14 protein-coding genes and 1 pseudogene are annotated in these 15,247 nt (G+C 33.4%); 11 read left to right on the top strand and 4 right to left on the bottom strand.

All coding sequences use genetic code 11. From position 1 onward, the window contains the following. The first annotated feature begins 309 nt into the window (after window positions 1–309). Window positions 310–1,941 carry an ABC transporter ATP-binding protein/permease gene (locus HMPREF3239_RS01285; RefSeq protein ID WP_070854480.1) on the top strand — a complete coding sequence of 544 codons (1,632 nt, stop codon included), beginning with the start codon at window positions 310–312 and terminating at the stop codon, window positions 1,939–1,941. Beyond that, window positions 1,938–3,599: an amino acid ABC transporter ATP-binding/permease protein gene (locus HMPREF3239_RS01280; protein WP_070854477.1), complete on the top strand. Its 1,662-nt coding sequence runs from the start codon at window positions 1,938–1,940 to the stop codon at window positions 3,597–3,599. The genes HMPREF3239_RS01285 and HMPREF3239_RS01280 overlap by 4 nt, the downstream gene beginning before the upstream one ends. Before the next feature lie 130 nt (window positions 3,600–3,729). Here HMPREF3239_RS01280 and HMPREF3239_RS01275 read toward each other — a convergent pair whose 3' ends face one another. After that, window positions 3,730–4,167, bottom strand: a complete 438-nt coding sequence (locus tag HMPREF3239_RS01275; RefSeq protein ID WP_070854476.1) for a global transcriptional regulator MgrA — start codon at window positions 4,165–4,167, stop codon at window positions 3,730–3,732. A 223-nt stretch (window positions 4,168–4,390) separates the two neighbouring features. Here HMPREF3239_RS01275 and HMPREF3239_RS01270 point away from each other — a divergent pair. The 4 genes and pseudogenes from HMPREF3239_RS01270 (at window position 4,391) to HMPREF3239_RS01255 (ending at window position 8,904) form a co-directional block, all read left to right on the top strand. Next, a pseudogene (locus HMPREF3239_RS01270) lies at window positions 4,391–5,319 on the top strand (GTP-binding protein). A 75-nt stretch (window positions 5,320–5,394) separates the two neighbouring features. Continuing rightward, the gene (locus tag HMPREF3239_RS01265; RefSeq protein WP_070854474.1) at window positions 5,395–5,691 is read left to right on the top strand and encodes a hypothetical protein; all 297 of its coding nucleotides are present in this window, start codon (window positions 5,395–5,397) and stop codon (window positions 5,689–5,691) included. Window positions 5,692–5,866: 175 nt separating this feature from the next. Continuing rightward, the gene (locus tag HMPREF3239_RS01260; RefSeq protein ID WP_070854472.1) at window positions 5,867–7,432 is read left to right on the top strand and encodes an SLC13 family permease; all 1,566 of its coding nucleotides are present in this window, start codon (window positions 5,867–5,869) and stop codon (window positions 7,430–7,432) included. Window positions 7,433–7,530: 98 nt separating this feature from the next. Then, window positions 7,531–8,904: a cryptochrome/photolyase family protein gene (locus tag HMPREF3239_RS01255; RefSeq protein WP_070854470.1), complete on the top strand. Its 1,374-nt coding sequence runs from the start codon at window positions 7,531–7,533 to the stop codon at window positions 8,902–8,904. A gap of 274 nt (window positions 8,905–9,178) precedes the next feature. Here the strand turns inward: HMPREF3239_RS01255 and HMPREF3239_RS01250 are convergent, their stop codons facing one another. The 3 genes from HMPREF3239_RS01250 to HMPREF3239_RS01240 all read right to left on the bottom strand — a co-directional run bounded on the left by HMPREF3239_RS01250 (window position 9,179) and on the right by HMPREF3239_RS01240 (window position 10,694). Beyond that, window positions 9,179–9,457 carry a hypothetical protein gene (locus HMPREF3239_RS01250; protein WP_070854468.1) on the bottom strand — a complete coding sequence of 93 codons (279 nt, stop codon included), beginning with the start codon at window positions 9,455–9,457 and terminating at the stop codon, window positions 9,179–9,181. Further along, entirely contained in the window at window positions 9,454–10,071 is a 618-nt protein-coding gene (locus HMPREF3239_RS01245; protein WP_070854466.1) for a DUF1361 domain-containing protein, read from the bottom strand. Before HMPREF3239_RS01245 ends, HMPREF3239_RS01250 begins: the two co-directional genes overlap by 4 nt. 203 nt (window positions 10,072–10,274) lie before the next feature. Beyond that, window positions 10,275–10,694: a PPC domain-containing DNA-binding protein gene (locus HMPREF3239_RS01240; RefSeq protein WP_070854464.1), complete on the bottom strand. Its 420-nt coding sequence runs from the start codon at window positions 10,692–10,694 to the stop codon at window positions 10,275–10,277. A 233-nt stretch (window positions 10,695–10,927) separates the two neighbouring features. Here HMPREF3239_RS01240 and norA point away from each other — a divergent pair, with 233 nt between their 5' ends. From norA to pfkB, 5 genes are all read left to right on the top strand, one after another. Next, window positions 10,928–12,100, top strand: coding sequence for a multidrug efflux MFS transporter NorA (gene norA / locus HMPREF3239_RS01235; RefSeq protein WP_053029979.1), 1,173 nt, complete (start codon window positions 10,928–10,930; stop codon window positions 12,098–12,100). Between the two features lie 254 nt (window positions 12,101–12,354). Then, window positions 12,355–12,840 (top strand): hypothetical protein, encoded by a 486-nt coding sequence (locus HMPREF3239_RS01230; protein WP_070854462.1) that lies wholly within the window; start codon window positions 12,355–12,357, stop codon window positions 12,838–12,840. A gap of 94 nt (window positions 12,841–12,934) precedes the next feature. Continuing rightward, window positions 12,935–13,414 (top strand): Cys-tRNA(Pro) deacylase, encoded by a 480-nt coding sequence (gene ybaK, locus HMPREF3239_RS01225; protein ID WP_070854461.1) that lies wholly within the window; start codon window positions 12,935–12,937, stop codon window positions 13,412–13,414. Window positions 13,415–13,567: 153 nt separating this feature from the next. After that, a complete protein-coding gene (locus HMPREF3239_RS01220; protein WP_070854459.1) occupies window positions 13,568–14,323 on the top strand; it encodes a DeoR/GlpR family DNA-binding transcription regulator in 756 nt (251 codons plus the stop codon). A gap of 2 nt (window positions 14,324–14,325) precedes the next feature. Next, on the top strand, window positions 14,326–15,246 hold the full coding sequence (gene pfkB, locus HMPREF3239_RS01215) for a 1-phosphofructokinase (RefSeq protein ID WP_070854457.1): 921 nt from the start codon (window positions 14,326–14,328) through the stop codon (window positions 15,244–15,246). Window position 15,247: the final 1 nt, after the last annotated feature.

The following is a 15,247-nucleotide window of genomic DNA, read 5'->3' as shown; positions in this document are numbered from 1 at the left end:
CTACTTAAGCCTTATGTATAAATGTTAGTGATGCTTTGAGTAGACTTTTATTTAAAAAGTGGAAAAGTGTTTAACGACCCACAATATATTTTTATACCTTTTCCAATGTACTAGTATAACAGAGCATTTCACAACAGTCTTAAGTATGAAATGGTTACTTTAAGAGGCGCATATATCATAAATAATTCGAATATAAAGCAAAAATACATAATCTAATAACATGTTCATTATATTGTCACTGTTTTTCAAAAGGTATTAAATGCTAAACCATTAAGAACCTTTTATAATAGGAAATTAGGTGAAGATAAAGTGAAAAAATTAATGAATTTAGTCTTTAAATATAAAATGTTTCCATTGTTAATGGGAATTGTAAGCACATGCCTAGCAATAACTGTCGTTATTCAAAATATAAGTATTGCGACTTTTTTAGATCAAGTCTTATATGATCATACAACGTCTATTTTTTCATTGTTAATTATCATTTTAATCGTCTTAATTCTAAGAGCAACATTGAATATGATTAACTTGCGATTAGGTGATACGTTAGCTAGCAAAGTGAAACATCAATTACGCAAAGAGGTTGTTTTAAAAGACACCGTCGTTGCTACAGGAACGCAAATTAATATTTTAACCGAGACTATAGACGGCCTGTCTCCATTTTTTAAAAACTATTTACCACAAGTCTTTAAGTCAATGATGATTCCTTTAATAATTATCATAGCAATGTGTTTCATCCATTTAAATACCGCATTAATTATGATTGTTACAGCACCATTCATTCCACTTTTTTACATTATTTTTGGCCTTAAAACGCGTGATGAATCTAAAGATCAAATGACGTATTTAAATCAGTTTAGTCAGCGTTTTCTCAATGTGTCTAAGGGGCTTATTACACTTAAGCTTTTTAGACAGACCGAACACACGAAAGCACATGTATATGAAGATAGTACGCGATTTCGTGATTTAACGATGTGCATATTAAAAAGCGCGTTTTTATCGAGTTTAATGCTCGAGTTCATTAGTATGTTAGGTATTGGATTGGTTGCTTTGGAGGCTGCTCTAAGTCTTGTGATTTTTCATAGCATTGATTTTAAGACGGCAGCAATTGCCATCATATTAGCACCTGAGTTTTATAATGCGATTAAAGATTTAGGACAAGCCTTCCATACAGGTAAGCAAAGTGAGGGGGCGAGTGATGTCGTTTTTGACTTTTTAGATTCTGACAGTGCAACGCTTGTAAATCAAGAGAAGGTCAAAGTACAGCAGAAACCTCAAATTTGTATGACTCATGTAACGTATCACTATCCGAATCAATCATCTTATGCGATTCAAGATATGTCTTTAACAATCAATAGTGGGGAGACTATCGCTATTGTAGGACCAAGTGGTGCAGGTAAATCAACTTTGGCTAAGCTACTTACTCAAACGATTCGACCAACATCTGGCCAAGTAACGTTTAACTACAATGTTCATCAAATTGGAGTGTTGAGTCAAACGCCATATATTTTTTCTGCATCTATTAAAGATAATATCGCCATGTTTAAAGAAGTTGATGATGACCAAATCCTTCATGTATTAGAAATGGTTGGCTTAAAAGAGAAAGTATTGTCACTAAAAAAGGGGATTTATAGTCAAATTGGTGAAGGTGGCGAAATGTTATCAGGTGGTCAAATGCGTCGTATCGAGTTATCTAGGGTGTTACTAATGCATCCTGATGTAGTTGTGTTTGACGAACCGACGACTGGCTTAGATTTAGAAACGGAGACAATCATTCAACGTGTCATCGCTCAACACTTTAATGGTGTAACGATGATTATGATTGCACATCGTGATTCAACGATTCGCCAAGCAACACGACGATTATTTATTGAAGCGGGTCACTTAGTTGAAGATGACCAGACGATTTCTGTAAGACTAGATAAAGGTGGTGACTTCATATGAAACCACATATTCGATTTCGGCTGGATAAGGATTTAATATTAGCCATCTTGACGGGGGTTATAGGGAGCATCGTTGCCTTAGCAATGTTCTTCTTAAGCGGCTATATGGTAACCCAAAGTGCATTAGGTGCACCTTTATACGCATTAATGGTGTTGGTTGTATCAGTTAAGATGTTTGGGTTTATACGTGCTATTGCACGATATGGGGAACGTTTACTCTCGCATAGAACAACATTTACAATGTTGCGAGATGTTCGAGTTCAATTTTTAGAGCAATTAATTCCAAGAGTACCTAATTTGTATCGTAAGTACTCATCTGCTGATTTACTAACAAAAATGATAAGCAAAGTAGAAGCTTTGCAAAATATTTACTTACGAGTCTACTATCCACCGGTTGTCATTGGTTTCACAGCAATTATTGCAGCTGTCACATTAATTTATTTTAGTGCGATGCATGCGATTGTTATCGTAATAAGTATGTTATGTTCACTATGGTTGATACCGTGGTTAAGTGCTAAGCGGGTAGGCCATTTGAAGGAACAAGTTGCACAGCAACAACAAACTACGATTACGCAATTTTATGATTACAAGGAAGGATATGCTGAGTTAGCTCGTTTTAACAACGTAGAAGACTATCGTAATCATTTGATGCACGCATTAGAAGCATATGACAACATGCAATCGAAAGAATCACGATTTTTAACATTATATGATTATATGCTCAATTTAATCGCTATGCTCGCTATATTTGCGACTTTAGCATTAGGCATTTTACAAGTTAAAGAAGGACAATTAAATGTGGTGTACTTAACGAGTATTGTACTGATGATGTTAACTTTATTTGAACAAACAGTGCCGATGAGTAACTTTGCATACTATAAAGCGGATACAGATGAAGCATTGCATAGTTTGAATGATGTGTTGTCGTATCCAGTGGACGAATCGAAGCAAACGTTAGAAGTGATGCAGCACCGTGTTTATGATATTAGAGATATGTCATTTAGTTACGAACATCAAGAAATGCCTACGTTATCCAATATAAACTTAACTGTAGATAACGGCGAGAAAATAGCAATTGTTGGTCCATCAGGTTCTGGGAAAAGTACGTTACTACAAATCATGAGTGGCTTGTATGATATTGATAGTGGACAAGTAGCTCTTTATGGACAAAACGTTTCACATCTAAATGAAGACAGTCGTTTTGAACAACTTAATGTACTACTACAATCTCAACAATTATTTGATGGTACACTGCGTTCTAACATGTTCACGAATCAAAATGATATTGTTATTCAAAATGTTTTAACAAGATTGAATTTAGGCCATCTTAATTTGGAAAGACCCATTACTTTAGATGGAAATACATTATCGGGTGGAGAGATGCAACGTATTGCGCTAGCACGGCTATTTCTAAAAGATGCCAACGTATGGTTGTTAGATGAACCCACGACGGCATTGGATGAGGATAACACTAAGCAAGTGATGCAAATGGTTGAGGAACAAGCTGAAACAGTGATTGTTGCAACACACGATTTGAAATTATTGCCTCACTTTGACAAGATTGTCGTTCTCATTGATGGTCAAGTGAAAGAACAAGGACGTTATGATGAATTAAGTCACGGTGATCACTATTTGAGTCGTTTATTAAAAATGAACTAGCGCACATATGCTATAAACGAAAAACCTGAGATATCTACGATAGATAACTCAGGCTTTTCGTTATTGATAAATATATTTTAATTTGATTCGAAACGAATAACTTTAATTGGCTTAGTATTAGCATGTCATTTTATTTTGACTCGGTAAAAGCGTCGATGACTTTACCTAATAGACGATTAAGTTCGTGTACTTCATCTTTATTTAAAGAAGAAGCAGTTGCAACTTTCTTAGATGCATCGCTTAATTCAGGTTTAATTTTTTCACTCTTCTCAGTAAGATGAATGAATACTTCACGTTGATCAACTTCAGAACGTTCACGTTTGATGAGATCAACATGTTCCATTCTTTTTAATAAAGGTGATACGGTACCAGTATCTAAAGCTAGTTCTGTAACTACCTTTTTAACATTTACAGGAGATTCATCCCATAAAATACTTAGCACTAAAAATTGTGGGTAAGTAAGATTGTACTTTTTAAAGACTTTATTTGAATAGTAGCGATTAACTTGTCTTTGAGCATTGTACAAACTAAAGCAGAGTTGCTCTTTCAAATTATGTTGTTCAGACATTAAAGTTCTCCTCCAGACATTCTATCTGTCTCTCTATGTTTCGGATTAAATTTCGTCTATGTTGTATAAAATATAACTTGCAACACACTTCGTCTCAATGCCATGCTAAAATTAAAGTATGTTTAAATTCTAGAAGATATTTCTATTTTAATCAAGTGTAATCTAAAATAAATACATATATTATCATATTCGAATTAATTTTAAAAAGAAAAGAGATTTTAAAATGATAAATAATAAAAATGAAAAAATATCAATTACAATTGTAAATGGCTTTTTAGGAAGTGTAAAACTACATTTCTAAAACATTATATAGAGCAATTATTAAAAAAAGATGAGAAAATAACAATTATTATGAATGAATTTGGCAGTTTCGACGTTGATAGTTTATTACTTGGAGATGACGTATCCATTCGTTCATTAATTAATGGCTGTGTGTGCTGTGATTTAAATAGTGACTTAGTAAATCAGATGAAGCAGTTAATTGAACTTCAAGAAACCAGTCATATCATAATCGAAGCCACAGGTTTAGCGCATCCGCTTGAGATTTATACGGCTTGCCAAGATCCGATGCTTGTAAATAACGTTCATAAACCTACAATCATTGGTATTGTAGATGCACAAAGATTTATAAAGAAAGATGTATATAGTCCGTCAACTGCTCAATTATTAGAAGAACAATTAAGTTATAGTGACACAATAATATTGAATAAAGTTGATTTAGTAGATGAAGAAGCCATCCACAACATTAAAGAAAATCTAAAGCAAATCAATCCGAATGCGCCTGTTATTGTTACCACTTACAGTCAATTTCAATATGAACAAATTCATGTTAATGCGATTCAGCACCATGAAAAACAACATAAGCATGCCCATCATCATGGTATACAATCAATGCAATATACATTTACAACTGCTATAGATCGCCAATTGTTTTATCAATTTATTATGCGTCTACCAGATAGTGTGCTTCGACTAAAAGGCTTTGTGACGTTTAGAGATTTGCCAGAGGTCACTTATGAATTTCAATATGCTATGGGATTACCTGATTATGGCATTATCGACAAAGAGGTGCCGTTGACAATTGTCATCATCGGGGAGGCATTAGATACGAATCGATTACGTAATCAACTTGATATGATTCAATTTACTTAAATAGGTTATTGTCACAGTTATGACATAGGCGTTTGCTTTTTAATCATTTATAATTGAACATAGGAGGGTTTGACCATGAATAACGAAGATAAACGTGCGAAGCAAATTCGCTTTGAATTTAGATGGATTACGATTCCATATACAATTTTTGCTATTATCGTACTGCTGTTTAATATATTTTATACCAATATTAAAGTAACAATGGTTTTATTTGGACTCTTTTTCGCTTATAATTTAGGGATTTTATTTATCGCATTCATTAATCGTTTTAAACGGACGTTGATTTTATCCTTAATCTTAACCATTCTAAGCGCAGCTACATTCTTTACATTATTATATGTTTTTGGACTAAATCGTGAAATTTTTAGTTAGGTAAATACATGTTAAATGATATGAACTTTGTGATAAGCAATTAAATGTTTATCGCAAAGTTTTTTTGTTTCTAATTGTCTGAAAAGTGACTATTTTGTGTATTTTATCATATAATCGCCTTTGATAAAGCGCTTTCTTGATATACTGACATTGACGAATTGAGGGAGGGGTAATTATGAAGAAAGTACAATCAATACAGGGCAATGATAATCTTTTAAAGCATGACAAAGAAAAGAAACGTAAAAGTGGTTATAAGCCACTTTGGATTATAATCAGTTTTGCTGTTTTATTCATCATCTTAGTATTACCAACACCAGCAGGTTTACCGATTATGGCTAAAGGCGCGCTAGCAATCTTAGCGTTTGCGGTCATTATGTGGGTGACAGAAGCTGTAACATATCCAGTATCAGCAACGATGATACTAGGTTTAATTATTTTGATTTGTGGATTTAGTCCGGTTCAACAGCTGTCAGAGAAGTTAGGTAATCCAAAAGAAGGAGATAAAATCTTGTCTGGCGCAGATTGGCTAGGTACTGGGAATGCATTGACGCATGCCTTTAGTGGCTTCTCCACATCTGCGGTTGCATTAGTTGCGGCAGCATTATTTTTAGCTGCGGCTATGCAAGAAACACAATTACACAAACGTTTAGCATTACTCGTGTTATCTATTGTTGGCAATAAAACACGAAACATTGTGATTGGTGCTATCTTGGTTTCAATATTACTTGCTTTCTTTGTTCCTTCAGCTACTGCTAGAGCAGGTGCCGTTGTACCAATCTTATTAGGAATGATTGCTGCATTCAAAGTTTCAAAAGAAAGTAAACTGGCCTCCCTTTTAATTATTACTGCAGTTCAAGCTGTTTCCATTTGGAATATAGGCATAAAAACTGCAGCTGCACAAAATATCGTAGCGACAAATTTTATTAACCAGAACTTAGGACATGACGTATCATGGGGCGAATGGTTCTTATATGCGGCGCCATGGTCTATACTTATGTCCATTGCATTATTCTTTGTCATGATGAAAGTAATGCCACCTGAACATAAAGAAATCGAAGGGGGTAAAGAATTAATAAAAGCAGAATTAGATCAATTAGGACCTGTTTCTTATAGAGAATGGCGACTTATTATTATTTCTGTATTGTTACTCTTTTTCTGGTCTACTGAGAAGGTCTTACATCCCATAGACTCTGCGTCCATTACTTTAATAGCTTTAGGTATTATGTTGACGCCTAAGATTGGTGTGATTACATGGAAAGGTGTAGAAAAAACAATACCTTGGGGAACTATTATTGTCTTCGGTGTAGGAATTTCATTAGGTAATGTTTTATTAAAAACAGGTGCTGCACAATGGCTGAGTGATAAAACATTTGGGCTTATGGGATTACAACACATGCCATTAATCGCTACGATTGCACTAATAACGTTATTCAATATCTTGATTCATCTTGGGTTTGCGAGTGCAACCAGTCTATCATCTGCACTTATTCCGGTCTTTATATCACTTACAGCAACATTACATTTAGGTGATCAATCGATTGGGTTTGTGTTAATTCAACAATTTGTTATTAGCTTTGGGTTCTTATTACCTGTGAGTGCACCACAAAATATGCTTGCCTATGGAACAGGGACATTTACAGTCAAAGACTTCTTGAAGACTGGTGTGCCGCTAACGATTATTGCGTATATCTTGGTACTAATTTTTAGTTTGACTTATTGGAAATGGTTAGGACTTGTTTAAGTGTGACACGTTCTTTGAAATTGTCATCCTATGAAGCGGATTTTAAATTGTTAGAAAAAGGGTAAAGTTAATGAACCTTTAATAACAGGAGTGAAATAATGACTATTGGTGTAATACTTAATCGCGTTTTTAGAATTCATAATAATCCATTATTTGAATATATAAATCAAAATAAAGAAGATATTGAGAAATGTTATCTCATTATTCCACAGGAAATATTTGAAGAAGATGGTACAGAAATGAAAGCAAATTACTATTATGGTGTCTTGCAATCATTTCTTGAAGCACTTCATCAATACGATATCGAGCCGTTTTTATTAGATTATCGTGAATTAGGAGATTTTTGTTCTGATAAGGGCATCGACGAAGTTGTCATTGCTGGGGATATTATGAGCTATCATCATGAAAGTTATGACATTCGTCATTTGAAAAAGGCTTTCAACAAATACAATATTACGGTTACTACCGTTCGTGCAAATCACTATTTCAAACCAAGCACAACGATGAATAAACAAGGTGAACCTTACAAAGTCTTTACGAGTTTTTACAAGGCACATCGCTCTAAACTTAGACAACATGAATCATATAATTACGAACTACGTGATTTGTCACACTTATGTGTCAAATCGCAGCAAACACTAAAACAAGATTATTCAAATAAGGGTCTTTCAGAATCACAGGCTATAAGCAATTGGAATAACTACATCGAGCAAGATATACAAAATTATGAAACCAATCGTGAATATTTACCTGAAGTCTTAACAAGCCAACTCAGCATTGTGTTAGCTTATGGCTTAATAGATATTAAGCAAATTGTTACACAATTGTTAGAGGCTTATGAAGAGGATGAACATAATATTGAACAATTTATCAGAGAGCTTATGTTTAGAGAATTTTATTATGTATTAATGACCCATTATCCACATACTGCGCATAAGGCGTTCAATGAGAAGTATCGTGATATTCAATGGTCATATAATAAAAATAATTTTAAATGTTGGTGTGAAGGACAAACGGGTTTTCCAATTGTTGATGCAGCTATGTCTGAGTTAAATCAAACTGGATTTATGCATAATAGAATGAGAATGGTCGTTTCTCAGTTCCTAACGAAAGATTTATTTATAGATTGGACGTGGGGGGAAGATTATTTCAGAAGACGATTAATTGATTTCGACTCTGCGTCCAATGTACATGGATGGCAGTGGTCTGCTTCAACTGGAACAGATGCTGCGCCATATTTCAGAATGTTTAATCCAAGTCGTCAAAGTGAACGATTTGATAAGGACGCATTATATATTAAGACCTATATACCACAGTTAAATGATGTTACTGCTAAATATTTACACGAACCTTTCAAACATGAAGAAGCATTGGAACAAGAAGAAATTAAATTGGGACAAGACTATCCCAAGCCTTTAGTGGATCATAAAGAAGCGAGAGCACATGTGATGTCAGTATTTAAGCAAATTTAAAATAATTGAAGTGGGCCTGGAATAAAACAAATTATTTCAGCCCACTTTATTGTTTTGGCAGTGGCTGACTAAGTTGAAATGATGCTTCAATCAAGCTTCTTTCAAATCTAGTCATCTTTGCCGAAGGACCCCTAATATAAAATTTTCCTTCGAAACATTCTATAATTAGGGGCCCGTTACAACATGATTTATATTTCATTTCTAGATTTTCGTAGCATTTGAAAAATAAGACTTTTTTCATATTTGCTTAGTCTTAATGTTCTAGGCTTTGAGTTTATTTTAAAGCGAATAAGCAAATATAAACCGCCACATATTCTAAGAAAGTGATGATATACATGTATTTTAATCTTAATTTGATATCAAGTGGCACTTCCCAATTAGGATAGTGACGTTCATAATAAAAGATTTGAATAAGATACAAACCAATCCCTAATGGTAATAGCATGAGGAGAATGCTATGTGTCATGCTGAAACCATTTTTATGAAAGAAATGACCGATAATGAGTTGTAACAATATAATAATGAGAAAAAGAATAAACATATGCCCAATCATTTAGCAACTCTCACTCCTTTCACAAAGATAATGATAACGGTTTGTAATAGAACCATTAGTAAAATAAAGGTAATGGTCTGTGTATTTAAAGACGTGATCACTTGATGAATGATTGTGAATGGTTCAGTAATTAAATGAACAGTATGGAATCGTAAAAAGCGTCCCATATAAATTCCTAAACCATTTAAAAACATAAGAACAATAATTAAAGTCCGATTAAGCCATACTTTTGTAGTAAAATGCATAATATTTATAAAAATAAGAATCATACAATACATTGCTAAGAAAACACCTAGTAATATGTAGGTGAAATATAGCCATTCCATAATATTTAATCGAACATAAAAATCAAATGTGAATTGATTTAAATGAATTAAATCTGTCAGCATATAAAATGTATTAGGTACTAGTAATATAAAAATCAAACCAAATACGATAAAGAGTGGCCACTCATAATTTTTTCTTGGTTTGAATAAGTGTAATAGTAAGCATAATTCAAATGGAATATATGCTAAAAATAGATTTAAGCTCATAAAGTTAAAAACACGTGTTTCAAATAATGAGAATGTGAAAAGGATTATAAAATAGAGTCTGGCAATATAACGCGAAGTCATGTTATACACTACTTTCTTTAAAACTAAATGTTCATTTTTGTTAGTCAATGATTAATAATAAAGGTTACTTAAATGGTAATCAAATAATAAAGCATTTATCTTATCTAAATAGGTAGCATGAATCATTGTAAAAAATGAAGGAAGATATAAATAACCCATAGATGCGTAACTAAATAGGCTATCTATGGGTTATTATCGTTGTATTAAGGTCTTAATAAGTTTAATCCAGTTTCTTCATCATGTGTGCGATTAATATCTAAGTTTGTCATTTGGATTACGATTTCTGCAGTAGCTGATACCACAGCTTGAGTTAGATGACCACTTAACGTTTGGAAATCACGTGTGCCAAAGGTACCGTGTAAATGGGCAAATGGTTTATCATCTATGTGAGAAATATTGCCAAGTAAACTTGTTAATTCTAAAGGTTCTTTAATTTCACGTGCTTCATATTTTTGACTATCTAAATTATAAAAATTGAGTGTTACATTATCACAGGCACCGATACCACTGACTGATCCAAATTTCATTTCTTGTTCCACAGCAAATTGTGTAACAGCTTCTACAATATCTTCGCCTTTATCTAGTACTAAAAGAAACGTTTGACCATCTTTTTTATATTTCATCATTGTCACCTCAATTTGATTAGTTACATCTATTATACTAGCCAGTAAGTTTAATTGCTTAGAATTTAAATTTTACTATTGTAATATAGAAGTTAAATAGTATACAATGTCCTAATATTATGTAATTTTCAACTATGTCATTGTACATTGCTCGTTTAAATTGAATCAAAAGCAAGATTAAATTTAAATGAGACGATTGAATTTACCAATTATTTATGAAATGAGGTGTCATCATGAAAAAACAATTATTTACATTGTACTTCAATATTTTCTTAATCTTTGTAGGTATCGGATTGGTTATACCTGTACTTCCTGTATACTTAAAGGATTTAGGCCTAAAAGGTAGTGACTTAGGTATATTGGTAGCAGTGTTTGCCTTGTCTCAAATGATTATTTCACCATTTGGCGGTACGATGGCCGACAAACTTGGTAAAAAATTAATTATCTGCATTGGTTTAGTTTTATTTGCTATATCTGAATTTCTATTTGCGATTGGTCATCATTTTCCTGTGCTCATTGCTTCCCGTATATTAGGTGGTTTTAGTGCTGGAATGGTTATGCCTGGTGTAACAGGTATGATTGCAGATATCTCACCAGCAAAAGACAAAGCAAAGAATTTCGGATATATGTCAGCCATTATTAATTCAGGTTTTATTTTAGGTCCAGGAATTGGAGGATTTTTAGCAGAATTCTCACATCGTGCGCCATTTTACTTTGCGGGTGCATTGGGTGTAGTAGCCTTTATCATGTCTTTAATATTAATTCATAATCCACGCAAAGAAACAACAGATGGTTTCACAACAATTGAGCCGGAAGTATTTACTAAAATTAACTGGAAAGTATTTATTACACCAATTATTTTGACGCTGGTATTAGCTTTTGGACTATCAGCATTTGAAACTTTATTCTCTTTATATACAGCTGAAAAAGCTAACTATACGCCAAGAGATATATCCATCGCAATTGTTGGAGGCGGTGTGGCCGGAGCGCTATTCCAAGTCTTCTTCTTTGATAAATTTATGAAATATATGACTGAATTAACCTTTATTATTTGGTCATTACTATATTCAGCGATTGTGCTTGGCTTGTTGATAGTGTCACATAGCTACTGGACAATCATGTTTATTAGTTTCATTGTTTTCATTGGTTTCGATTTAATCCGTCCTGCACTTACCAATTATTACTCAAATATTGCAGGCAATCGTCAAGGTTTTGCTGGTGGTTTAAACTCCACATTTACAAGTATGGGGAACTTTGTTGGCCCGTTAGTGGCAGGTGCCTTGTTTGATGTTAACGTAGAGTTCCCATTGTATATGGCTATTATAGTCATGTTGTTTGGTATAGTGATTATTTTTGTTGAAAAAGCACTCCAAGCCACAAGACGTCGAAAACGTGCTGCGAAATAATTAATAGTCGCAAAAAATGATAATATGAATATTAAATCTAATAAGCAATGACATTATTCGTTTTTAAAGGATTAAATGATGATGTCATTGCTTATTTTTACATTTAGGTTGTTAAATTGTAACAATATAGCGTCGTTTATTAATAGAAGTATTACAAAGATTACAGTTATTTTAAATTGCAGTCTACATAATTATTTTTACTCAATTTATATGTTAAGATAAATAAAAATTTAGAGAGAAATGTGGGTAAGGAGATGAATTTAAAAAACATACTTTTAGGTATGGTAGCTGTTATTCTATCAATTTGTTTAGCGTTTTTATTATTCATAGCTACGAATCAAAATGCCTTAGCTAAAGTACATCAAACGATTTCTACATTTTCAAAGATGAATAATGTTTCTGTAGCAGAGAAAATGTTAAATATAACGGCAAGTCACACTGCTAAAGCATCAGAAAAAGACGTCAATGAACGTAAAATAGAAGCACATTATAATAAATTAGATTCAACTACGCGAGATAACGACAAGCGCAACAAACATGAATACTCTTCAGAAGAATGTAGAATCATTGCTCAAAATTATACAAATCACCAATACGGCAAAGTTGTTAATTTAGAGCGTAGCGGTGAAACCAATCAAGATATTACGTATCAATTGAATACACATCATTCATCGCCAAATAGCAATATCGCAGTAAATAAAACGGGTAAAATAGAAACAACATCAAATAACGCACAATGATAGCGCCTTTTCTAATAGTAGAGAAGAGCGCTATTTTTATTTTTTATAGCAAGGTAGTAATATAATAGGTAAAGATGAATAGAGGTGAATGTGAATGAAACACAAGAAAACAAATGCAATGCGTATGTTAGACAGAGCCAAAATAGATTATGAAGTCAAAACATTTGAAGTTGAAGAAGGTCATATGGATGGCGAACGCGTTGCAGAACTCGTCGGTGAAAATGTCCAAGATGTTTTTAAAACACTTGTATTAGAAAACACTGCGCACGAGCATTTTGTGTTTGTAGTTCCAGTAAGTGGCTCATTAGATATGAAAGTAGCGGCACATGTTGTTAATGAAAAGAAATTACAACTTATGCCATTAGATCATTTAAAACAAGTGACTGGTTATATACGTGGTGGGTGTTCTCCAATAGGTATGAAACATTTATTCCCAACGACGATTGATCAATCTGCATCGTTACGAGACAAAATTATAGTGAGTGGTGGGCAACGAGGTGTTCAAATTGTATTGCAACTAGAAGATTTAGTGTCAATGACAAATGCTCAATTAGAAGACATCGTTCAAAAATAGCAATATAGTGACAGATATTACCAATGGGATGACAAATTGTGTAATATCTGTTAATTTTTAAATTGAAATGAATGTTTTTGATTGTTTTTGACGATTTTTGATTGAAAATTGTAAGCGTACACATTATAATGTGAGGTGAAGCGGGGTGGTTATATGATTTCTGAAAAAAGACACGACTTAATACTTCAGGAATTAAGAAAAAAAGATTTTCTTACACTCCAAGAATTAATAGAGCGAACAGGTTGCAGCGCTTCAACTGTTAGAAGAGATTTATCGAAATTGCAACAACAAGGTCGACTTCAAAGAGTTCATGGAGGAGCAACATTAAATAGTAATAGAAATAATGAGCCGATTCTGTCGGATAAAATGTCTCGAAATCTAAAAGAAAAAAGAGTTATTGGTCAAATTGCAGCCAAACACATTCAAGACAATGACTGCATTTTTATGGATGCTGGTTCATCAACAATTGAAATGATTCCATTTATAAAAGCGCGAAATATCGTAGTGGTTACAAATGGGTTAACCCATGTTGAAAAGTTGCTTAAGCAAGGCATTAAAACATTAATGATAGGTGGACAAGTTAAAGAAACAACACTTGCAACTGTAGGTGCCAGTGCACTTGATACATTAAGTCGTTATTGCTTTGATAAAGCATTTCTTGGAATGAATGGTTTAGATTTAAAACACGGTCTAACAACCCCAGATGAAAAAGAGGCATTAATTAAAGAAAAGGCTATGGAACAAGCAAATCAATCATATGTTTTACTTGATCATTCAAAAATAGGTGCTGTTTATTTTGCGCACGTTCCAATTAGTGATAACCATGTTGAAATGATCATAGCTAAACAAACAGTAGCACATTTAAATTTTAGTAAATATAAAGAGAAATATGCATTCATTGGAGGTTAATCATGATTTATACAGTTACATTCAATCCATCGATAGATTACATTATGTTTACTGATGGCTTTGAATTAAAAGGATTAAACAGAGCGACATCTACTTATAAATTTGCAGGTGGGAAAGGTATTAATGTTTCACGTGTATTAAAAACTTTAGGTGTTTCATCTACTGCATTAGGATTTGCTGGTGGTTTTCCTGGAGCGTTTATTGCACAAACACTCGAAAAAAGCCACATTAAAACGGACTTTATTAAAGTAGATGAAGATACGCGTATTAATGTCAAATTGAAGTCTGGAGATGAAACAGAAATTAATGCACCTGGGCCATCAATCACAGATGATCAATTTCAAGCATTATTAAATCAAATTAAACAGACAACGAACGAAGATACCGTAATTGTTGCTGGCAGTGTGCCAAAGAGTATTCCAAGTGATGCTTATGCGCAGATTGCTGAAATCACACAGCAAACGGGAGCAAAATTAGTGGTCGATGCTGAAAAAGATTTAGTGAATACAGTATTAAAATACAAACCATTATTTATTAAACCTAATAAGGATGAATTAGAAGAAATGTTTGATATGACTGTAGAAAGTGACCAAGATGTTGTTAAATATGGTCGTGAAATCTTAAAAGAAGGCGCACAATCAGTCATTATATCTTTAGGCGGAGATGGTGCGATTTATATTGATAACGAACGTAGTATTAAAGCTCAAAACCCTAAAGGTACGGTGATCAATACAGTGGGTTCAGGCGATAGTACTGTTGCAGGTATGGTCGCTGGTCTTGAATCAGGATTGACACTTGAGGAATCATTTAGACAAGCAGTCGCTTCAGGAACAGCTACAGCATTTACAGAGGACTTGGCAACAAAAGAAGGTATTGAAAAAATAAAATCACAAGTTACAGTGACGTTACTTGATGGGGAGTGAA

Origin of the sequence: Staphylococcus sp. HMSC34C02 (assembly GCF_001838705.1) — a bacterium.
GTDB lineage: Bacteria > Bacillota > Bacilli > Staphylococcales > Staphylococcaceae > Staphylococcus > Staphylococcus borealis.
The sequence above is the reverse complement of the archived record's forward strand: the minus strand, read 5'-3'. Positions and strand labels throughout refer to the sequence as shown.